Source organism: Catenuloplanes japonicus, from assembly GCF_000717135.1.
GTDB classification, from domain to species: Bacteria; Actinomycetota; Actinomycetes; order Mycobacteriales; family Micromonosporaceae; genus Catenuloplanes; species Catenuloplanes japonicus.
In genome coordinates, this window is sequence record NZ_JNXY01000002.1 from 361,356 (window position 1) to 381,450 (window position 20,095).

Below are 20,095 nucleotides of genomic sequence, written 5' to 3' on the forward strand. Positions count from 1 at the left end.
GGATCGGGCGCCCGGCCGGCGCGTGATCCTCCGGCGGGCCAGGGGCCCGCCGTCCTGTCTGTGTTGCCACGTCTCGAATCTCATCCGAGCGCCGCGAACAGACAGGGGATACAGCGCGCGTGCCTAACGACTTCCACACGCAGATCATCGAAGAGTTCCGGGCGAACCGGGGCCGGATCGCCATGTTCGCCGACGACGGCCGTCGGCTTCTGCTCACCACCACGGGCGCCCGCAGCGGCCGCCCGCACACCGCGCTGCTCGGGTACGTGCCCGACGAGGGCGGACGCCTGCTCGTCGTCGGCTCGGCCGCGGGCGCGGACAAACACCCGGACTGGTATCACAACATCCGGGCGAATCCGCAGGTCACGGTCGAGGACGGCATCTTCACCTACCCGGCGGTCGCGGAGGTCCTGGCCGGGGAGGAACGCGACCAGATCTTCACCCGGATCGTCGAGGCCATGCCGGGGTACGGCGACTACCAGCGCAAGACCACCCGGGTACTACCGGTCGTGGCGTTGCGCAACGCGCAGGAGGGCCCGCCGATGATGGGCTCGTTCGGCGAGACGTTGAAGGCGATCCACGACGCGTTCCGGCGCGAGCTGGCCTCGATCCGGGCCGAGGTCGCGCAGGCCGGGCCACGGCTCGGCGCCCAGCTGCGCGTCAACTGCCTGGCGGTCTGCGGCGGCCTGCACATCCACCACCGCGGCGAGGACTTCGGGATCTTCCCGGCCGTGCTCGCCGCGCACCCGGAGCTGGAACCGGTGGTGGAACGCCTGAAGGCCGAGCACGAGACGGTCGCGCGACTGATCGAGGAGCTGGAGGTAGCGGTCCGCACCGAGAACCCGCTGCCGCAGGTGGAACGGCTCATCGCGGAGCTGGAGGCGCACTTGCGCTACGAGGAGGAGACGATCGTCCCCGCCCTGAGCGCCTGACAGCGCCTCCCCCGCCGGTGGCCGAGGCCAGCCGCGCGGCGTCCGCCACCGGCCGCCGGTGATCGGGGCGTCCCCCATGGTGCCGGAACACCATGGGGGACGCCCCGATCCTGGAGAGGCCGAGCGTCCCGCCCAGCGCGCGGCGCGACGTTGCCGGCCGGCGTTCCTCCCGGGCGGGAACCGATGTCCGCGCAGATGATCGTGGCGCGCCCACGGCGTACCCCGGAGATGTTCTCAGGGTTGTGAGGCCGTGATCAGGGTGCGGCCGGCGTCGGTCAGGGAGTAGAGCACGGCACGGCCGGCGCGGCGGCGCAGCACCAGGCCGGCGTCGAGCAGGATGCCGAGGTGACGGCCGACGCTGCCGAGCGCGAGACCGGTCACCGCGCACAGCTGACTGGTGGATTTCGGCGTGTCGAGCAGCGTCAGCACCCGTGCGCGGACCGGGCCGAGCAGCCGGCCGAGCGCGTCCGGAACCGGCCGGGCGGAACCGGACGCGGCCAGCGGCGCGGACGCGGGGTACGCGATCGCGTGCCGGCTGCGGTCCTGCTCGTCCCAGGACACCCAGCCGCGGCCGGTGGTGATCGGCACGAACATCAGCTGCGTGCCGGAGACGTCGCGTGGCTGGTAGGGCACCAGGTTGACCTGCAGGCGCCCGCCGCCGAGCCACCGCATGCCCTCCTTGAGGTCGGAGAACGCGGCGACCCAGCCGCCCTGGGTGAGCTGCCGGGTGCGGGCGACCACGTCCGCCTCCAGGATCCGCCGCCGCCGTGACCAGTCCGGCGCGATCGCCGTCTCCCACACCCACTCCAGCGCGTCGGCCACGACCGGCCCCGGCGAGACGCGGTGGATCTCGTCCGGCAGCGCGGGACCGCCGGTGAGCGCCAGCGCGCGGGCGAGGTCGTCGCGGGCGCGGTTGTCCGGATAGCCCCGGATCGCGTCGAGCTCCTCGGCCAGCGGGCGTTCCGTCTCCGCCTGCGGCGGCGCGACGAAGTCGGCGAGCCAGCCGGGGCGCAGCGCGGTCGCGAGCACCAGCCGCAGGGCGGGACTGCCGTCGAGCATCCGGTGGTACGCGTCCTGGTGCGCGTCCAGGAACTCGCGCTCGCCCGGCCGGAAGCCACCGCCGTAGACGTCCTTGTGCAGGCGCAGCAGCGCGCCGGTCGTCTCCGCGCGCGCCGAGATCACGAACCGGGCGCCCGCGATCGTCTCCGTGTCCACCTGCCACCAGCTCACGTTTCGCCTCCCCGCGAAAGATTAACGTGACGCCTGCCGCGCTCCGCAGACTGCCGATCATGCAGACGTATGGTGCGTTGTTCCGGACGCCCGAGTTCGCCCCGCTGTTCGCGGTGGCCTGCGCGGGCGCGTCCGCGAGCACGATCGGCGGGCTCGCGCTCGCCACAGTGGTCTTCGCCGGCACCGGGTCCCCGCTGCTGAGCGCGCTCAGCATGTTCGGACCCGCGGGCGCGCAGCTTCTCGGCGCCACACTGCTGCTGTCCGTGGCGGACCGGGTGCCGCCGCGCGGCGCGCTCGCGGCCGTGGCAACGCTTGCCGGGCTGTGCCTGGCCGTACTCGCGATCCCGGGCCTGCCGCTGCCCGCGGTGTTCGGCGTGCTCGTCCTGATGGGCCTGATCGCGTCCGTCGGCGGCGGCGTCCGGCTGGGGCTGCTCACCGAGGTGCTGCCGCCGGACGGATACCTGCTCGGCCGGTCCGTGCTGAACATGGCCGCCGGTTCCGTGCAGATCCTCGGGTTCGCGGCCGGCGGCGTGCTGCTCGCGCTGATCCCGGCGCAGGGTGTGCTGCTGCTGGCCGCCGTCTGTCAGCTGACCGGCGCCGTGATCGCGCTGGCCGGGCTGCGGGCCAGGCCGCCGCGCGCGTCCGGACGGCCGTCCGTGGCCGCGACCTGGCGGGTGAACGCGCAGCTGTGGTCGTCCGTGCCGCGCCGGTACGTGTTCGTGGCGCTGTGCGTGCCCAACGGCCTGATCGTCGGCTGCGAGGCGCTGTTCGTGCCCTACGCGCCGGAGCGTGCCGGGCTGCTGCTGGCCGCGGCCGCCCTCGGCATGCTCGCCGGCGACGTGCTGGCCGGCCGGTTCCTGCCGGTGGCGTGGCGCGAGCGGGCCGGCGCGGTCCTGAGGCTGCTGCTGGCCGTGCCGTACCTGCTGTTCGCGGCCGGGATCCCGCTCTGGCTGGCGGTGGCACTGACCGCGGCCGCGTCCGTCGGGTACTCGGGCACGCTGGTGCTGCAGGAGCGCCTGATCGCGCTGACCCCGGACGCGCTGCGCGGGCAGGCACTGGGGCTGCACGCGTCGCTGATGATGGGGATGCAGGCCGTCGGCGCCGGGATCGGCGGGCTGGCGGCGGAGCTGACCGGGTCGGCCGCGGCCGGGATCAGCGTGATGGCGGCGCTGTCGATCGCGGTTACGGTGCTGGTCGCAGCCGGGTTGCGCACGCCGCTGCCGCGGGTGCCGGAGGTGCGGGTGGCCTGAGCCTCAGGTGTGGCGTGCGGCTGCCGAATGCTGGGGCGACCTGGATCTGCGATCAGCGCGCGAGGTGCCACGTAATGCTCTGCTCTTCGTGTGGGTCGCCGCGGCCCTCGGACACCGCGGTGCAGTGCGCGCGGTGCGGCACCCGGTTCGGCCGTCTTACGCCGATCGGCGCGCCGCGTCAGGCCGCCGCGATCGGGGCCGGGACGTCCGTGCTGGACGGCGTGCTGGTCGCGCCGCAGTCACGGCCGGGCGCCGTCGTGCCGTCGCGGCCGGGTGCCGTCGTGCCGCCGAGCCGGCAGAACGGGCCGGTCGACCGGCTGCCGGTGCCGCAGCCGCTGCTGGTCGCCGGCCCGCCACCGGTCCCCGAGGAGGACGTCGCGCCGGGCCTCTTCGCCGGCGTCTGGCACGTCGCGGTCGTGCTGCTCGTCGCGCTGGCCGGGCTCACCGCGCTCATCTCCGCGATCATGCTGCAGCTGCCGGCCTCCGCCCCGACCACCTACATCTCGCACTGGTTCAGCACGGCCGTGACCGTGCTCGGGCTGGCGCTGGGCGGCACGGCCGACGGCGGCCCGCCGGCCGGAAACCTGACGCTGCAGATGACGCCGGTGCTGCTCACGGCCGCGATCGCCGGGCCGCTGGCCGGTCTGGCGATGCGTGACGAGCGTCGTCGCCGGTCCCCGGGGCTGGGCGTGCTCCTCACCCGCGCGCTGATCACCGCGGGCACGGCCGCCGGGCTGATGGCCGCGGCCGGTGCGCTCGGGTTCACGCAGTACTCCACCGCGGGCACCGCGTTCGCGCTGGTCCTGGCCGTGGCGCTGGTCGCGCGCCTGGCCGCGACGCCGTCGGCCGCGCCGGGGCAGCTGCGGGCGATGACCCGGCCGGTCACCGACGCGCTGGCGCTGACCGCCCGGTTCGGCGTCACGCTGCTGATCGGCGCCGGTCTGACCGGCCTGGTGCTGGTCGCGGCCTCGGGCGGGTCGCTGCCGGCCGTGGTCGCGGGGCTGATCGCGCTGCCCGCGCTGGTGCTGGCGCTGCTCGGTGTGCCGGTCACGTCCACCGTGGTGGACGGCGTGTCGCTGGTGGCGCACCCGTCGTGGTGGACGCTGCTGCTGCTCGTCCCGGCCGGGTCCGTGCTGGTCGCGGCCGTCCGGCACGCGCTGTCCCGCCCGGTCGGCGCGCCCCGCCGCCCGCTGATGACCGTGCTTACCTCCACGGCCGTGGTGATGCTCGTCGCGCTGGCCGGACAGGTCACGGTGTCGCTGATGGCGTCGGAGGTGCAGGCCGGACCGTCGCTGACCGGCGCGGCCGTCGCCGGTCTGGGCTGGGGTGTGCTGCTGGCGCTGGCGTCCTACGCGGCCCGGGACCTCGCGCTGCTGTCGCGCCGGGTGCTGGCGCCGGTCGAGCCGTCCTGGCGGGCGCTGCTCTACGGGACCGCCCGTGCCCGTGCCTCCGTCGTCGTCGCAGTGGCGGTCGCGCTGGTCGCGCCCGCGGCCGGGGTCGGTGGCGTCGTGTTCGCGAATCAGTCCGTGTTCGGGCCGGTCCGGGTCGCGCACGACTACCTGGCCGCGATCTCCGACGGGGACGCCGCGGCCGCGCTGGCGCTGCGCGGTGACGTGGCCGCCGGTCCGCTGCTCACGGCTGCGGTGCTGCGCGCGCCCGGCGTCGAGCGCCCGGCGGACGTGAACGTGGTGACCAGCACGGTCGACGGCCGGACCGCGACCGTGACCGCATCGTTCACGCTCGGCGGCGAGCCGCAGGTGATGACGCTGGCGCTGGCCGCGGAGGCCCGCCGGTACGGCATGTTCGACGACTGGCGGGTGGTGTCCGACCTGGGCACGGTCGCGTCGTCGTCCGCGCTGCCGGTCACGGTCGCGGGCGTGGCGCTGGACCCGGCCCGGCCGGTCGCGGCGCTGCCCGGCCGCTACCCGATGGCGCTGGCGGACCCGACCGGCCGGTTCTCGGCCGAGCGGACGTCCGTGCTGATCCTGGGCGAGATGACGGAGGCCGCGCCGGGTGCGCAGATGTCGGCGGAGACACAGGAGCGGGTGAAGCGGGCGCTGGACACGTGGCTGACCGCGTGCGCGGACCGGACCGACATGTTCCGGTTCGACTGCCCGTTCGACCTGCGGGCCGCGCACGTCTTCTTCGCGTCCAGCGCCCGGTACACGCTGCAGCGCACGCCGCAGACCGCGCTGCGCCCGTCCGCGGACGGTGGCATCGAGGTGGTCACGACGACGCCGGGCACGGTCGACTACCGGGCGATCATGCCGGAGGGCCCGGAGGAGACCGGCACGCTCGAGTACAGCGTGGACGGCATCGCCACGATCGGGGACGACGGAACGGTCACGATCACGCTGCCGTGAGCGGCTTGGTGAGCGCGAGCTGGGTCTTCACGACGGTGTAGCCGCGCTTCTCGTAGAAGCGGTGGGCGGCCGTGCGGGTGCTGCCGGAGCGGACGTACATGCTGTCCGCGCCGTGCCGGGCCGCCCACCGTTCGGCGGCCGAGAGCAGCGCGGTCCCGGCACCCTGGCTCTCCGCGTCGGCCGCGATGCCGCCGAGCTCGGCGCGGACGCCCGCGATCAGGCTGTGGGTGATCAGCACGTGCACCCAGCCGATCACGCGATCGGTGACGGCGACGTAGACCACGTGTTGATCGGGCAACGCGTCAAGACGTGTACGAACGGTCGCGGCGGGGACGTCGTACCCCATGGTGGCTATCAGCCGTTGAAGGTCGGCGGCGTCGTCGACCGTGGCGGTGCGCACGGCGGGGCCGGTCCGCAGCCGGTGCGCGTAGGTGGCGAAGTCGGACTCCAGCGCCACGGCCTGCTCCGGCGGGGTGGTCAGGGCGTCGAACTCCCGCCGGGAGGACGCGATCATCGCGGCTGTGCCGTCAGACCCCAGAAACACCACCGGGGGTACGGTGTCCACCAGCCACAATGCGACGCAGGCGCCGTCCGGGCGGGTTGCGATCACGCGGAATTCGGCGCCGGAGACGTGGGTGTCGGCGGTCCAGCGGCGCCACCATGCCCGGGTGCGGTCCGCGTCCCAGTCCACGGCCTGCCAGTCGCTCATCGGGTGGCCGACAGGAACGCGTCGACGGCGGTCCGGAACGCGTCCGGCTGCTCGACCCACGGGTAGTGGCCGCTGTCCGGGATCGTCACGGCGCGGCCGTGCGGGAACAGGTCCGCGACCGCCCGCACCGGTGCCATGCCGGCGGAGTAGTCGGCGCCGCCGGCCACGACCAGCACCGGCGCGTCGACCTTGCCGAGCAGCGCGGTGAGATCGTCCGGCGGGGTCACGTCCAGGTAGGCGCGGTTCGCCCGGTAGGAGACGTCGCCGACCAGGGCGTGGGCCTGCTCGGCCGGGCCCCAGTGGGCGTAGCTGATCGGTGCGGCCGCGCGGAACCAGGCGGTGAGCGACGCGTCGTCGATCGGGGCGGGCGGGCCGGCCTCCCACCGCGCGAGCGCGTCGCGGACCACCGGGTCGCCGCGGCGGGGCGCGATGATCGCGTCCGTGTCGGACGGGACCGTGACCAGCCAGGCCGGCGGCGGTGTGATCAGGACCAGCGCGTCGACCCGGCCGGGGTGCTGGGCCGCGTAGGCGAGCGCGAGACGCGTACCCGCGGAATGGCCTGTGATGATCAGCTTGTCGCGGCCGAGCGATTCGCGCAGCGCGTCGAGGTCGGCGGCCTGGTCCCAGAACGACGTGGGCGTCAGGTGCGCGGAATCGCCGACGCCGCGCAGGTGCGGCACGACCAGGTGGAAGCGGTCCGTGCCGATGCCGGCCAGGTCTCCCAGGTAGGCGGGGTGGCGGGCCGCGCCGCCGGCCAGCGCGACGATCGGATCACCGCCGGAACGGATGGTGTCGTAGGCAAGCATTGCTCAGACGCTAATGTCCTCCGACACCACCGCAACCCGTTTACCGGAGCCTTGTGGTGACGATGCCGCCGTCCACGTCGATCGTGGTGCCGTGGATCATGGAGGCCGCGTCCGACGTGACGAACCGGACCGCGGCCGCGATGTCCTCCGGGCTGATCACCATGCCGGCCGGTGTGCCCGCGGTCTGGTGGTCCATGACGTCCCGGGCGTACTCGTTACCCGGCGTGAGCGTGACGCCCGGCGCGACCGTATTGACCCGCACGCCCTTCGGGCCGAACTCGGCCGACCAGGTGCGGGTCATCTGCTCCAGCGCGGCCTTCGTCGCGGTGTACGCGGCCGCGAACGGGATGCCGACCCGCGCCATCCACGACCCGATGTTGACGATCACGCCGTCGCCGCGCGCGGCCATGGCCGGGGCGAGCGCGGCGACCAGCACGTGCGGCGCGCGGACGTTGACGGCCAGCATCGCGTCCAGATCGGCGTCCGCGAGCGCGTCCGTGGCCGTGGCCGGGTAGATGCCGGCGTTGTTGACCAGGATGTCGACGCGGCCGTCGAGCCGTGCGGTCGCCTCCTCCGCGAACGCGCGCAGGGCCCGGTAGTCGCCGGCCAGGTCGGCCGGGACGAAAAAGCCGTCGATCTCGGCGGCCAGCTTCTCGCCGCGGACCTGGTCGCGGCCGCTGACCACGACCCGGATGCCGTCCGTGGCCAGCGAGCGGGCGATCGCGGCGCCGATGCCGCTGGTGGAGCCGGTGACGATGGCGGTGCGATGGTTGTTCATGCCTCCATTAGGCGGACGGTGCGTGGTGGCGGGCCAGATCCTGATCAACCTGGGCATGGCATGACCAGGCAGGTCGCGGGCGGTGTCCGTACCCTCGATGGGTGGCCCGAGAACGAGCGGAGCTCGGTGCGTTCCTGCGCGCCCGGCGAGCGAGACTGACCCCGGCGCAGGCCGGCATCCAGGCGTTTCCCGGCCCGCGCCGGGTTCCCGGGCTGCGCCGCGAGGAGCTGGCCGTGGCCGCCGGGCTCAGCCCCGACTACTACAGCCGGGTGGAGCAGGGACGGCAGGCGAACGTCTCCCGCGAGGTGCTGGACGCGCTGGCCCGCGCGCTGCGCCTGGACGAGGTGGAGCGCGCCCACCTGCACGATCTGGCCGCGCCGGGCCGGCCGGTGCCCGCGTTCACCGGGGAGCGGGCGGACCCGGGGCTCCTGCGGATGCTGGCCGCGCTCGATCATCTACCCGCATTGATCCTGGGTCGATACGGTCACGTTCTGGGCCGGACGCCGCTGCTCGCCGCCGTGCTCGGCCATCCGATGCCGCCGGAGACGTCGCTGATCCGCTGGGTGCTGGAGGACCACGGCGCCCGCGAGCGGATCGTCAACTGGGAGACGTTCGCCCGGTTCACCGTGGCCGGTCTGCGCCGCGAACAGGCCCGCCACCCGCACGACCGCGACACCCGCCGGATGATCGCGGAGCTGCGCGCGTCGGACCCGCTGATCGCGGCCTGGTGGGACGACCACGAGGTCCGCGACTACGCCTCGGTCCGCAAACACCTGCGCCACCCGATCGCCGGCGACCTCCACTTCGACATCGAGATCCTCGCCGCACCGCACGACGCGCACCAGCGCCTCATCGTCTACACCTGCCCGCCGGGCTCGCCGACGGCCCGTCTGCTTCCGATCCTGAGGGCACCCGATGTTGCGTTGATCATAGGGTAGCCTTACCTAACCTGCTGCCACTTAGGATCAGCGTCGCCGGCCCGCCGAGGGCCGTGCATAACGACTCTCCATAGTGAGCGGACTTGACTGTGCGTGCACGATCCCCACTGGCCGCCGCCTGCGCGTTTGCGCTGCTGGCGGCCGCAGCCCTCACCCCACCACAGCTGACGACCGGATCGGCGAGCCTGGCCGCGGCGCAGACGCCGACCGTGGACCGCGCGGCCGTCGCGGACGCGGGGTTCACGGTGCAACCCCAGCCGCAGACCGCGCCGGACGGCGGCGCGGTGACGTTCACCGCGGAGTACCCGGGCGCGGTCCTCTACACCTGGTACCGGTCCGCGCCGGGCGGCACCGGCGCGCTGCCGGTCGCCAACGGGCCCTCGTACACGTTCACGGCCGGATACGCGGACAACGGCGCCACGTACTCCGTGCGGATCTTCGATTCCGGGTTCGTGCAGCACCGGTCCGACGACGCGCTGCTCACGGTCACGCCGGTCGCGGCCACCGTGACCGAGCCGCCGCACGACGCGTCCGTGCAGGCCTACCAGAACGCCCGGTTCACGGTGACCGCGGGCGGGACGGCGCCGCACACGTACCAGTGGCAGCGCGCCAACGGCACGAGCTGGACACCGATCGGCGGCGCCACCGGCCCGGACCTCGCGTTCAAGACCGCGCCCGGCGACGACGGCGCACGGTTCCGGGTCGTGGTCGGCAACGCGCACGGGCCCGCGACCACCTCGGCCGAGGCCACGCTGCACGTCGTCACCGGCGGCGGCACCCTCACCCCGGTCACGGCCGCCAGCATCGAGTGGGGCGTGAACGAGATCTACCAGGGCGGCAACCCTGCCAACAGTGGATGCAACTTCTTCTCCGCGGGTACGCAGCCTCAGTTCCAGGGCCGGCAGGGCGACGTGCGCATCGTGCACCGGATGCCGGACGGCAGTGCACAGGGCGTGTCCGACGCGACGAAGTGCATTCCGAGCGTCGGCTCCCAGCTCAACCAGCGCGCGCTGTTCACCGGCGGGACCGGGGTGGCGAACGCGGTGACCGGCGAGGCGACCATCCGCTGGACCGGCGCGTTCACCGCGAACGCGTACTCCGGCCTGGTCACCTGGTATGTGAAGGACCCGGTACTGACGGTCGCGCAGGACGGTTCCGGCACGCTCACCGCCACGGCCGGCGGCATGGGCGCGGGCCGCGACGACCCGAACCACCAGGACGAGGTCCCGGCACGCCAGGTCACGGTGGCCACGTTCGGTCAGGTGCTGCTGAGCACGGACGGGGCGCAGATCTCGCCGCGGTTCGCCGGCGTCGACTACTTCCCGCTGACCGGCGGTGTGCGCGCGACGGTCTCGGCGATCCCGGACGCGGTCAAGGCGGCGCAGCCGGACTGGGGTGCCTGGCCGGAGTCGTTCGTCGACTTCCAGTACGAGACCGGGCTGTCCTCCTACTGGCACACCAGCGGCCTGCCCGCGGACCCGGACAAGATCCCGTTCGATCTGACGGTACGGTTCGACTCCGCCCCGCCCGTCAAGGACGTGCCGGTCATCCTGGCCAATCCGGCGACCACCGCGGCCGCGCCCTACGTGGAGGGCCGCGACCTGACCGTCACGGCCGACATCGACGGCGACGCGACGCTGCAGTGGGAGCGGGCCGCGTCGGCCGCCGGGCCGTGGACCGCGATCGCGGGCGCGACCGGCGAGACGCTGCACATCCCGGCGATCACCTCCGCATGGAACGGCGTGAACGTGCGGATCGTGGCCACGAACGCGGACGGCACCGCGGTCTCCACGGCGCTGCGGCTGCGGACCGCGCCCTACGCGGCGCCGTCGTTCACCCAGCAGCCGCGCGACGTGGCCGCGATCTCGGACAACCGGGCGACGGTCTCGTTCGGCCTGGCGGGGAACCCGGCGATCGACCCGGCCACGGTCGTGCTGGAGCGCAGCGACGACCGCGGCGTCACCTGGAGGCCGTGGACCGACGGTGTGCGGACCACGGCCTCGTCGGCCGTGATCACCGCGGTCCCGCGCGACGCGGACGGGAAGCTCGGGCGGATCGTCGCGGCGAACGTGGAGGGTGCACGATCGGTCTCCGGGACGTTCACGTTCCGGGTGTTCGCCTCCACCGGGCGGCCGCAGCTGGTGGTGCTGCCGGACGGCGAGGACCGGCTGACCGTCGTCGGCGCCGGCTTCCACGTGCCGGACTGGGCGAGCGACACGCTCACGTACTCCCTGGACGTGGGCCTGTTCGACGCCACGGTGTGGCAGCCGGGCCGGACCGGCAACCGGAACTGGGTGGCGACGTCGCCGGACAGTTCCAGCGGACAGATCTACCACGGCTCGATGGTGGCCAGTGGCGGCACGTTCACGATCGGGATGCGCCTGCCGGAGCTCGCGGAGGGCCACACGTACGGCGTCGGCGCGTTCCTGCGGCTCACGGACATCACCACCTGGCAGGACACGTTCGACAACCGGTCGCTGGACGCGTGGACGTCGCTCGGCGCGGCCGCGACCGGGTCGCAGACGATCAGCGTGACCGTGCTGGACGCGCCGCCGGGCGAGTTCATCTGGAGCATCGACGGTGACCGTTCGGTCAGCCTGGGCCAGGCCGCGTTCAAGGACACGTACCTGCAGGCCACCGGCGACATCGCACCGATCACGGTGACGGACACGCGCGCGGGCGGCCCCGAGTGGGCGGTCTCCGGGCAGATCTCCGACTTCAGCGGCGGCGTCTCCGGGCGCTACCTGGGCTGGACGCCGTCCGTGCTCGCACCGGGCGCGGGCGCGGTGGCCGGCGTGGTCGTGACACCGGGCCTGGACGGCGGGCCCGGTCTGACCGAGTCGGCGACGCTGGCCGCGGCGCAGGGCGGTCACCCGGGCGGCACCACGAGCCTCGGTGCCGGATTGGACCTGCGGTTGCCGTTGACGACACCGGCCGGTGTCTACACCACCACGCTGACGGTCACGGCGCTCTCGTAACCAGGGTGGGGCCTCGCGGGGCCCCACCCTCACACGGAAAGAACACACATGCGACTGGGCAGGCTGGTACTCGTGGTGGCGCTCGCCGCGGCCGGGATTCTCGTCCCGGGCCGGGCGCGGGCCGAGGAGCTGACCTGGTCGGTACGGCCCACGCCGTCCGACGCCGCGCCGGAGCGCCCGCACTTCGTCTACGACGTCTCCCCCGGTCAGCGCGTCGAGGACAGCATCCGGGTGCGGAACTTCGGGACCGCGCCGCTGCCGCTGGCCGTCTACGCCGGTGACGCGCTCACCACGGCGAACGGCGCGCTCGACCTGAGGCCCGCCGGCACGCCCGCGACCGACGTGGGGCTGTGGACCGTGCTCGGGACCGCGGAGATCACGGTGCCGCCGTCGGGATTCGTCGACGTGCCGTTCACGATGACGGTCCCGGCCGACGCGGAGGCCGGTGACCACACCGGAGGAATCGTCACCTCGGTACGGTCCGCCGGCGCGGACGGCGTGGTGGTCGACCGGCGGCTCGGCTCCCGGATGTACGTGCGCGTCGCCGGCGGGCTGCGCCCGAGCCTTACGGTCTCCGGCGTCCGCGCCGTCTACACCGTCAATGTTGATCCGCGGAAACCCGGTCACCTACGGGTGGTCTACACGGTCACGAACACCGGCAACGTGCGGCTGGGGGCCTCGCAGGAGATCCTCGCGACCGGACGGCGGACGACGCCGGACCCGATGCCGGAGCTGCTGCCGAAGAACTCGCTGACCTACGAGGTACTGGTCGAGGACGTGTGGCCCACGGTCCGCACCACCGCGGAGGTGCGCCTGCGGCCGGTCCCGACCCGGCCGGGCGACACCTTCACCGCGGCGCCGGCCGTGGCGACCGCCGCCACCTGGTCGATCCCGTGGCCACAGCTGGCGGTGCTGCTGCCGGCCGTGCTCGGCGCGCTGTGGCTGCGGCGACGGTGGCTGAGGCGACGCCGGGCGCGATCCGCCGAGGCCCCGACCGGCACGTCCGCCGCGTGACCGGAGGTACCGGTCGGCCGTGCCGCGGCGGGCCTGCTGTGTGCCGACATCTCGGGTGCGGAGCGCCCGCTGATCCCGTCCGCGGCCAAGGCCCTGACGTCGGGGGGCACGACAACCGGGTCGCGGCACTCGGGTCGCTGCCGGCCGGCGCGTCGAGCGCGTGAGACGCCCGCCGGTCAGCCGCGCCACCCGGCCACGCTCGACGGCTCGCGGTCGGCCGGGCCCACGTATGCCGCGGACGGGCGGATGATCTTCCCGAGGCGCTTCTGCTCCAGGATGTGGGCGCTCCAGCCGGCCGTGCGGGCGCAGGTGAACAGCGGCGTGAACAGCTCCGCCGGGACGCCCGCGAAGTCCAGCACGATCGCGGCCCAGAACTCCACGTTCGTGGCCAGCACGCGGTCCGGCTTGCGCTCGCGCAGCTCGGCCAGCGCGGCCTCCTCCAGCGCCAGCGCGACCTCGTAGCGCGGCGCGGCCAGCTCGCGCGCGGCGGCCCGGAGGATGCGTGCCCGGGGGTCCTCGGCGCGGTAGATCGCGTGGCCGAAGCCCATCAGGCGGCGGCCGGAATCGAGCAGCTCCCGCACGTACCCCCGCGGGTCCTGGCTCTTCTCGACGGCCTCGACCATGCCGAGGGCGCGGGAGGGCGCGCCACCGTGCAGCGGCCCGGACATCGACGCGACCGCGCCGGAGAGCGCCGCGGCCACGTCCGTGCCGGTGGAGGCGATGACGCGGGCGGTGAACGTGGACGCGTTCATGCCGTGCTCGGCCGCGCAGACCCAGTAGCGGTCGATCGCCTCGACGTGACGCGGGTCCGGATCGCCCTGCCAGCGGATCATGAAGCGCTCGGTGAGGCTGCGGCCGTCGTCGATGCGCCGCTGCGGGACCGCGGGCAGGCCGACGCCGCGCGCGGACTGGGCCACGAACGACAGCATCATCGTGGACGTGCGCGCCAGATCGGAGCGGGCCTGCGCGTCGTCGATGTCGATCAGCGGACGCAGGCCCCAGTAGGGCGCCATCATCGCGGTCGCGGCCTGGATGTCGGCGCGGATGTCGCCGGAGTGCACCGGCAGCGCGAACGGCTCGGCCGCGGCCAGCGGCTCGGTGAAGTCGCCGTCGACCAGCAGCCCCCACACGTCCGCGAACGTCTGGCGCCCGACCAGCTTGTCCACGTTGATGCCGCGGTAGCGCAGCGCGCCGCCGTCGGAATCCGGCTCGGCGATGGCGGTGTCGAACGCGACGACGCCGGCGAGCCCCGGCTTCACGGTAGTCATGTGATGACTTTCAACCCGACGCATCCATGTGTCAATATTGATTCAGTCAACATGAGAAGATGGACACATGGACGACCGTACGTTGAGCACGGACGAGGTGGCACGGCGGCTCGGCGTGAAGCGCGCGACCGTCTACGCCTACGTCAGCCGCGGCCTGCTCACCGGCCGCCGCAACGCCAACGGCAAGGAGAGCCAGTTCGCGGAGGCCGACGTCCGCGCGTTCGAGGCTACCCGCTCCCGTGGCACGCCCGCGCGCGCCGACTCCCCCGCCGTGCACACCGGCATCACGCTCATCACCAGCGACAACCTCTTCTTCCGGGGGTACGACGCGGGCCTGCTCGCTCGGCGGAAGACCTACGAGACCGTCGCCGGCCTGCTGTGGACCGGCGAGCTGACGGACGTGCAGTTCCAGCCGGACCCCGCGCTCCGCACGCTCGCCGAGGCCGTCACCGCGCCGCTGCCCGCGTCCGCCCGGCTCACGGACCGGCTCAGGATCATCGTCGCGGCCGCCGGCGCGGCAGATCGGCTGCGCTTCGACACGACGCCGGCCGCGGTCACCGCCACCGGCCGCACCCTCCTCGGCACCATGGTCGCCGCGCTGCCGCAGCTCGCCGACCTCTACGAGGACACGCTGGCCGCGGTGCTGTGGAGCAGGCTCACCACCCTGCCCCCCACCGACCCCGGCATCTTCGCGCTCAACGCCGCGATGGTGCTGCTCGCCGACCACGATCTCGCCGCCTCCACGTTCGCGGCCCGCGTCGCCGCGTCCACCCGGGCGGACCCCTACGCCGTCGTCGGCGCCGGCCTGGCCGTGATGGACGGCCCGCTGCACGGCGCCGCCAGCGGGCTCGCGGTCGAGATGCTCTCCGCCGCGGTGCACGGCGGCGACCCGCTCGGCACCGTCTCCGACCGGCTGCGCACCGACGGCGCGGTGCCCGGGTTCGGGCATCCGCTCTACCCGGGCGGCGACCCGCGCGCCACCGTGCTGCTCAGCCTGCTGAAGAAGTCGTCGCCGGTCATGGACGCGGTCACCGAGGTCGCGGACGCGATGCGCACCCGGGCCGGCGTCGCGCCGAACATCGACCTGGCGCTGGCCGCGTTCACCATGCTGCACGACATGCCCGCCGACGCCGGCGAGGCCATCTTCGCGATCGCCCGCACGGCCGGCTGGATCGCCCACGCCATCGAGGAGTACGCGGACCAGCCCAGCCGATTCCGCCCCTCCGGCCGCTACGCGGGCCTGCCGCCGCTCTGACCACAAGGGCCGGCGCCGATTCACCGTTCGGTACCTCGACGTGCTCTGATGCGGCGTTTAGCATCGATCGGCATGGTGAGAGTGCCCTGGCGGCGCGGTCCGTCGCCCGCCGAAGCCGATCGCCTGCTCGCCGTCGCGGAGGAGACGGCCGCGCGCCACGGACCCGGACCCGCCGCGACCCAGGCGGCCGCCCGCGCGGTCGACGCGGCCCGCCGCCTGGCCGTGCACGGTGCCCGCGCCGATCGCGGCCGCCTGCTGCGCGCGCTGGGGCGGATGAGCGTGAACCTGGCACTCGGCCGCACACCGGACGACGCCCGGCCGGTCGTGGAGGAGTCCGTGCTGCTGGCCCGATCCCTGATCGCGGACGCGGACGACGGCTTCGACGATCACGTGCACGCGGACGCGGTCGTCCAACTCGCACAGGCCGGCCAGATCGTCACCACGGCCGGTGACCTCGCCCACGGACGGGAACTCGCGCGGGAGGCCTGGGCCGCGGTCCGCGACCGCCGGATCACCGGCCCGTTCGGTCGCGGAGCCCGAGCCGAGGCATTGTCCGGCCTGGTACAGATCCTGGTGGACTCCGCGCCGCAGATCGCCTCGGCGGACCGCGCCGCCGCCGGGACGATGACGCTGGCCGTGCTGCTGGTGGACGTGCAGCGAGCGGCGGCGGTCGAAGAGGGTGGCGGGCCGGCGCTGGACCGGCTGGCGGAGGCGCTGAGCCTGCTCGGACGCGCCGCGCTCGCGGTCGACCGGCCGGACCTGACGGACGCGGCCTGGTCGGAGGAGTTGGTGCTGAGGAGGCATCACGGACCCCGGGAACGCGCGGAACGCACCAGCGGCATCCTCGCGGACCTGCGCCGCACCCACATGGTGACCGGCGAGGCGGATCGGTCGACGGACACCGGACCGGGCGCGTGGCGGCACGCCTCGTCGTATGCGGATCGGTGGCGCGGAGTCGTACCCCCGGATGCTCTTGAGGGTCTTGAACTGCGGCTGGCGCAGGCGATCGCGTTGTCGCGCGGGGGTGCGCGGCTGGCCGAGGCCGAGCCGCTGCTGGACACGCTGGTCGCGGACGCGACCGCGCTGGAGTCGGCGACCCAGGGCACGCCGGCGCACGCCGGTCACGAGCGGGTGCTGGCACGGGCGCTGTGGCGGCTGGCCCAGGTCCGGCACGCGGCGGGTCGGCCGGAGAGCGCGCTGGAACCGGCCCGGCTGTCCGTCGCGTTCGCCACCCAGCACGGGGACGGGCTCGCGGACACCCTGACCTACCTGTGCGACGCGGGTGAGATCGCGTTCGCGGCCGGGCACCCCGAGGAGCGGATCGCGCTGCTCACCGAGGCGATCGCGCGGGGCTCCGCCGCACCGCGGTCCGACGCGGTACGGCGTGGACTCGGCACCGCGTTGCACAACCTTGCCACCGCACGAACGGTCACGCTGTCCCAGGACCCGCCCGACGCCGGCCTGCTCGCGGAGACCGTCGCGCTGGCCGCGCGCGCCCGCGAGATCCGCGCCGCGCTCGCCACCCCCACAGACCCGATGACCGTCTGGGAGTACGCGCAGACGCTGCTCCTGTCCGTCGACGTGACGATGCTGGCCCGCCGCCGGCCGGACGCCGTCACCCACCTGTCCGAGCTGCTCCCACTGCTCGACCGGCTCGGCCCGCCCGCCGCGGAGCTGACCCGCCGTGCCGCGCGGCAGGCACGGTCACTGCAGCTCGGCGCGCGGTCCTGACGCCACCCCCTTGCCATTTCGATCGACCGCTCTCTATTCTGCCTGGAAAGCGCTTTCCGCGCGCCGTGACGGCCCTCGCCCAGGGGACGGAACGGGCCAGAGAAGGGGATCACATGCAACCACGAGCGGCTCTTGGACTGGGGACGGCCGTCGCCGTCACCGCGATCGGGGGTGTGCTGGCGGTCGCGTTGCCGATGCAGGCGAACGCGGCGACCGGCGGCGTCACCGGATATGCCACGCAGAACGGCGGGACGACCGGCGGCGCGGGCGGGCAGACCGTCACCGCGAGCACCGGCACCGCGATCCACACCGCGCTGTGCAACCGGGCCAGCAGCAGCACGCCGATCATCATCCAGGTCTCCGGCACGATCAACCACGGCAACACCACCAAGGTCTCCGGCGACAGCTGCAACACGGCCGCCGACAAGATCGAGCTCAAGGAGATCAGCAACGTCACGATCATCGGGACCGGGTCGGGCGCGGTCTTCGACCAGCTCGGCATCCACATCCGGGACTCGAGCAACATCATCATCCAGAACGTGACGGTACGGAACGTCAAGAAGTCCGGCTCGCCCACGTCGAACGGCGGCGACGCGATCGGCATGGAGAGCACGGTCCGCAACGTCTGGGTCGACCACGTCACGCTGGAGGCCAGCGGCGGCGAGTCCGAGGGCTACGACGGCCTGTTCGACCTGAAGGACGACGTGGAGTACGTGACGCTCTCCTACGCGATCCTGCGCAACTCCGGCCGTGGCGGGCTGATCGGGTCGAGCGAGACCGACACCGGGAACAACTACATCACGTTCCACCACAACTCGTACTCGAACATCGACTCGCGCACGCCGCTGCTGCGGGGCGGCACCGCGCACATCTACAACAACTACTACGTGAGCCTGAACGAGTCCGGGATCAACTCGCGGGCCGGCGCCAAGGCGAAAGTGGACAACAACTACTTCAAGAACTCGGTGGACGTGCTCGGCACGTTCTACACCACCGAGGCCGGCTACTGGCAGGTCAGCGGCAACATCTTCGACAACGTGACCTGGTCGGCGGCGAGCAGCGACCACAAGCCGGCCGGGCCGAACCCGACGTCGACCACCTCGGTCAGCATCCCGTACGCGTTCACGCCGGACAGTGCGAGCTGCGTGCCGGACGTGGTGACCGCGACCGCGGGCGCGAACAAGGGCCTGCAGGTGTCGAACGGCAGCTGCACCCCGACGTCCCCGACCGCGGGCCCGACCACGCCGGCCCCGACGACGCCCGTTCCCACCACCCCCGGTGGCACGACGCCGCCGCCGTCCGGCACGAATCTGAGCATCGGCGCGGGTGCGGACGGGTCCAGCAAGGCCAGCGGCACCAGCTACGGCGACGTGCGGGACGGCAGCCTGACCACCTACTGGTCACCGGCGTCCACGACCGGCTCGATCTCGATCAAGTGGTCGGCCGCGACCAGCGTCTCCCGGATCAACATCCGTGAGGCCAGCGGCGCGACCGGTCTGATCGGGGCGTACCGCGTGCTCAACGGCGACACCGGCGCGGTACTGAAGACCGGCAGCGGGGCAGGCGTGATCACCTTCTCCGCCGTGTCGGCCAAGAAGATCACATTCGAGATCACCGGCGCATCGGGTACGCCACGCGTGGCGGAATTCGAGACTTACGCGTCCTGACGGCCGCGGGTCTGGCGGGGTGCTTGCGGGCCCCGCCAGACCCTCTCCCTCGCGAGCGGATCATGGCCGAATCACCGCTCGGACATCGCCTCCCTCTGCTCTGTCGACAGGGCGGGTGGGCCGGCATCGCCGCTCGGTGCGATGCCGGCCCGGGTCGTGACGACCAGGTGCCAGCCAGGTGTCACGGGAAGAAACTTAACGCGGTAAGTGCGGTAAGTCGAGCAACTCACACGATCGAGTGGCACTTGTCGCGGTAACCGCACACGTGGTCTCATGGACCCTGCCAGCTAGGTAGGAGTCACATCGATGCCACGTGTACCGAACTACGAGCGGGTCGCCGCGGACATCCGCCGCCAGATCGAGGCCGGTGAGCTGAAGCCGGGCGACGAACTGCCGTCCACCCGCAAGCTCCAGGAGCATTACGGTGTCGGCAACAACGCCGTCTACATGGCGGTCACGCTGCTCACCCGCGAGGGCCTGATCGAGGGCCACCAGGGCAAGGCGCGCTACGTCGTCGACCGTTCGTGACCGTTCGCGCCGCCGATCCACATGACATCGACGGGCTGCTCGCACTGGCCGCCGAGGTGGAGCACCTGTTCGGCCCGATGGTCGCCGACCCCGCCTTCCACGCCGCCCTGCACCGCACCATCGCCCGCGCGACCGCCCTGGTCGCCGAGTCCGGCGGCACGCTTACCGGGGCCTCCTTTACGGCGTGAAACCCCCGGTCGTCCACGTGCACTGGCTGGTCGTCGCCGCGCCGTCCCGCGGCACCGGCGTCGGCCGCGCCCTGCTCGCCCACCTCCTGCACGAGACGACCGGCCCGGTCGAGGTCGTCACGTTCGGCGCGGACCACCCCGGCGCGCAGGCCCGGCACTTCTGGGAGCGCCTCGGGTTCACGCCCGGCGAGCCACTCGCGCCCGGCCCCGAGGGCGGTGCGCGTCAGCACTACCGGTTGACGCGCTGACGGTTCCGGCGGCGAGCCGGGAATCGCGAGCACGGTGCTCTTCCCCGCGCCGCGCGGCACCGGCTCCGATGCCGGGAGGCAAGCGGAGCGTTAGCGGAGTCTTGGCGTACGGCGAGGTTTGCCCGCGGGAGCGACTCTGTTGCCCATTTGTGGTTGTGGATGATGGTGGTGCGGCCGGTTTTGTCGTCCTCCGGGCGTGGGTGGTGGCGGGT

At 73.4% G+C, this 20,095-nt stretch carries 17 protein-coding genes; 12 read left to right on the forward strand and 5 right to left on the reverse strand.

Annotation, left to right across the window (positions count from 1 at the left end; genetic code table 11):
- Nucleotides 1-119: 119 nt before the first annotated feature.
- A complete protein-coding gene (locus OP04_RS05655; protein ID WP_033338364.1) occupies nt 120-932 on the forward strand; it encodes a nitroreductase/quinone reductase family protein in 813 nt (270 codons plus the stop codon).
- 234 nt (nt 933-1,166) lie between these two features.
- On the opposite strand, the gene OP04_RS05660 is transcribed toward OP04_RS05655, so the two are convergent.
- On the reverse strand, nt 1,167-2,162 hold the full coding sequence (locus tag OP04_RS05660) for an ArsR/SmtB family transcription factor (RefSeq protein ID WP_033338365.1): 996 nt from the start codon (nt 2,160-2,162) through the stop codon (nt 1,167-1,169).
- A gap of 59 nt (nt 2,163-2,221) precedes the next feature.
- On the opposite strand from OP04_RS05660, the gene OP04_RS05665 reads away from it, so the two are divergent.
- Complete coding sequence (locus OP04_RS05665) at nt 2,222-3,412, forward strand: MFS transporter (RefSeq protein WP_033338366.1); 1,191 nt, start codon at nt 2,222-2,224, stop codon at nt 3,410-3,412.
- Between the two features lie 119 nt (nt 3,413-3,531).
- Nucleotides 3,532-5,775, forward strand: a complete 2,244-nt coding sequence (locus OP04_RS05670) for a hypothetical protein (RefSeq protein ID WP_033338367.1) — start codon at nt 3,532-3,534, stop codon at nt 5,773-5,775.
- Here the strand turns inward: OP04_RS05670 and OP04_RS49200 are convergent.
- The 3 genes from OP04_RS49200 to OP04_RS05685 are packed head-to-tail and all read right to left on the reverse strand — an operon-like array spanning nt 5,762 to nt 8,068.
- A complete protein-coding gene (locus OP04_RS49200; RefSeq protein WP_051797137.1) occupies nt 5,762-6,484 on the reverse strand; it encodes a GNAT family N-acetyltransferase in 723 nt (240 codons plus the stop codon). The two genes, OP04_RS05670 and OP04_RS49200, sit on opposite strands and share 14 nt — an antisense overlap.
- A complete protein-coding gene (locus tag OP04_RS05680; RefSeq protein ID WP_033338368.1) occupies nt 6,481-7,290 on the reverse strand; it encodes an alpha/beta fold hydrolase in 810 nt (269 codons plus the stop codon). Before OP04_RS05680 ends, OP04_RS49200 begins: the two co-directional genes overlap by 4 nt.
- 40 nt (nt 7,291-7,330) lie before the next feature.
- Nucleotides 7,331-8,068 (reverse strand): SDR family NAD(P)-dependent oxidoreductase, encoded by a 738-nt coding sequence (locus OP04_RS05685; RefSeq protein ID WP_033338369.1) that lies wholly within the window; start codon nt 8,066-8,068, stop codon nt 7,331-7,333.
- Nucleotides 8,069-8,169: 101 nt separating this feature from the next.
- On the opposite strand from OP04_RS05685, the gene OP04_RS05690 reads away from it, so the two are divergent.
- From OP04_RS05690 to OP04_RS05700, 3 genes are all read left to right on the forward strand, one after another.
- On the forward strand, nt 8,170-9,006 hold the full coding sequence (locus tag OP04_RS05690; RefSeq protein WP_033338370.1) for a helix-turn-helix transcriptional regulator: 837 nt from the start codon (nt 8,170-8,172) through the stop codon (nt 9,004-9,006).
- An 89-nt stretch (nt 9,007-9,095) separates the two neighbouring features.
- Nucleotides 9,096-11,984 carry a hypothetical protein gene (locus tag OP04_RS49205; RefSeq protein WP_051797138.1) on the forward strand — a complete coding sequence of 963 codons (2,889 nt, stop codon included), beginning with the start codon at nt 9,096-9,098 and terminating at the stop codon, nt 11,982-11,984.
- A 48-nt stretch (nt 11,985-12,032) separates the two neighbouring features.
- On the forward strand, nt 12,033-12,998 hold the full coding sequence (locus OP04_RS05700) for a WxL protein peptidoglycan domain-containing protein (RefSeq protein WP_051797139.1): 966 nt from the start codon (nt 12,033-12,035) through the stop codon (nt 12,996-12,998).
- Between the two features lie 176 nt (nt 12,999-13,174).
- Here the strand turns inward: OP04_RS05700 and OP04_RS05705 are convergent, their stop codons facing one another.
- Nucleotides 13,175-14,266, reverse strand: coding sequence for a citrate synthase 2 (locus OP04_RS05705; protein WP_033338371.1), 1,092 nt, complete (start codon nt 14,264-14,266; stop codon nt 13,175-13,177).
- A 67-nt stretch (nt 14,267-14,333) separates the two neighbouring features.
- Here OP04_RS05705 and OP04_RS05710 point away from each other — a divergent pair, with 67 nt between their 5' ends.
- From OP04_RS05710 to OP04_RS48355, 6 genes are all read left to right on the forward strand, one after another.
- Entirely contained in the window at nt 14,334-15,521 is a 1,188-nt protein-coding gene (locus OP04_RS05710) for a citrate synthase family protein (RefSeq protein ID WP_033338372.1), read from the forward strand.
- 72 nt (nt 15,522-15,593) lie between these two features.
- On the forward strand, nt 15,594-17,252 hold the full coding sequence (locus OP04_RS05715; protein ID WP_157239322.1) for a hypothetical protein: 1,659 nt from the start codon (nt 15,594-15,596) through the stop codon (nt 17,250-17,252).
- A gap of 113 nt (nt 17,253-17,365) precedes the next feature.
- Nucleotides 17,366-18,919, forward strand: coding sequence for a pectate lyase family protein (locus OP04_RS05720; RefSeq protein WP_033338374.1), 1,554 nt, complete (start codon nt 17,366-17,368; stop codon nt 18,917-18,919).
- 306 nt (nt 18,920-19,225) lie between these two features.
- Nucleotides 19,226-19,447, forward strand: a complete 222-nt coding sequence (locus OP04_RS05725; protein ID WP_033338375.1) for a winged helix-turn-helix domain-containing protein — start codon at nt 19,226-19,228, stop codon at nt 19,445-19,447.
- A complete protein-coding gene (locus tag OP04_RS54515; RefSeq protein WP_198153726.1) occupies nt 19,444-19,635 on the forward strand; it encodes a hypothetical protein in 192 nt (63 codons plus the stop codon). The genes OP04_RS05725 and OP04_RS54515 overlap by 4 nt, the downstream gene beginning before the upstream one ends.
- The gene (locus tag OP04_RS48355; RefSeq protein ID WP_198153727.1) at nt 19,632-19,883 is read left to right on the forward strand and encodes a GNAT family N-acetyltransferase; all 252 of its coding nucleotides are present in this window, start codon (nt 19,632-19,634) and stop codon (nt 19,881-19,883) included. The genes OP04_RS54515 and OP04_RS48355 overlap by 4 nt, the downstream gene beginning before the upstream one ends.
- The last annotated feature ends 212 nt before the right edge of the window (nt 19,884-20,095 follow it).

Coding starts and splice junctions, on each gene's coding strand:
- OP04_RS05710 (WP_033338372.1), top strand. CDS start 14,334: ATGGACGACCGTACGTTGAGCACGGACGAGGTGGCACGGCGGCTCGGC.
- OP04_RS05680 (WP_033338368.1), bottom strand. CDS start 7,290: ATGCTTGCCTACGACACCATCCGTTCCGGCGGTGATCCGATCGTCGCG.
- OP04_RS05685 (WP_033338369.1), bottom strand. CDS start 8,068: ATGAACAACCATCGCACCGCCATCGTCACCGGCTCCACCAGCGGCATC.
- OP04_RS05705 (WP_033338371.1), bottom strand. CDS start 14,266: ATGACTACCGTGAAGCCGGGGCTCGCCGGCGTCGTCGCGTTCGACACC.
- OP04_RS05720 (WP_033338374.1), top strand. CDS start 17,366: ATGCAACCACGAGCGGCTCTTGGACTGGGGACGGCCGTCGCCGTCACC.
- OP04_RS49200 (WP_051797137.1), bottom strand. CDS start 6,484: ATGAGCGACTGGCAGGCCGTGGACTGGGACGCGGACCGCACCCGGGCA.
- OP04_RS05725 (WP_033338375.1), top strand. CDS start 19,226: ATGCCACGTGTACCGAACTACGAGCGGGTCGCCGCGGACATCCGCCGC.
- OP04_RS05665 (WP_033338366.1), top strand. CDS start 2,222: ATGCAGACGTATGGTGCGTTGTTCCGGACGCCCGAGTTCGCCCCGCTG.
- OP04_RS05715 (WP_157239322.1), top strand. CDS start 15,594: ATGGTGAGAGTGCCCTGGCGGCGCGGTCCGTCGCCCGCCGAAGCCGAT.
- OP04_RS05700 (WP_051797139.1), top strand. CDS start 12,033: ATGCGACTGGGCAGGCTGGTACTCGTGGTGGCGCTCGCCGCGGCCGGG.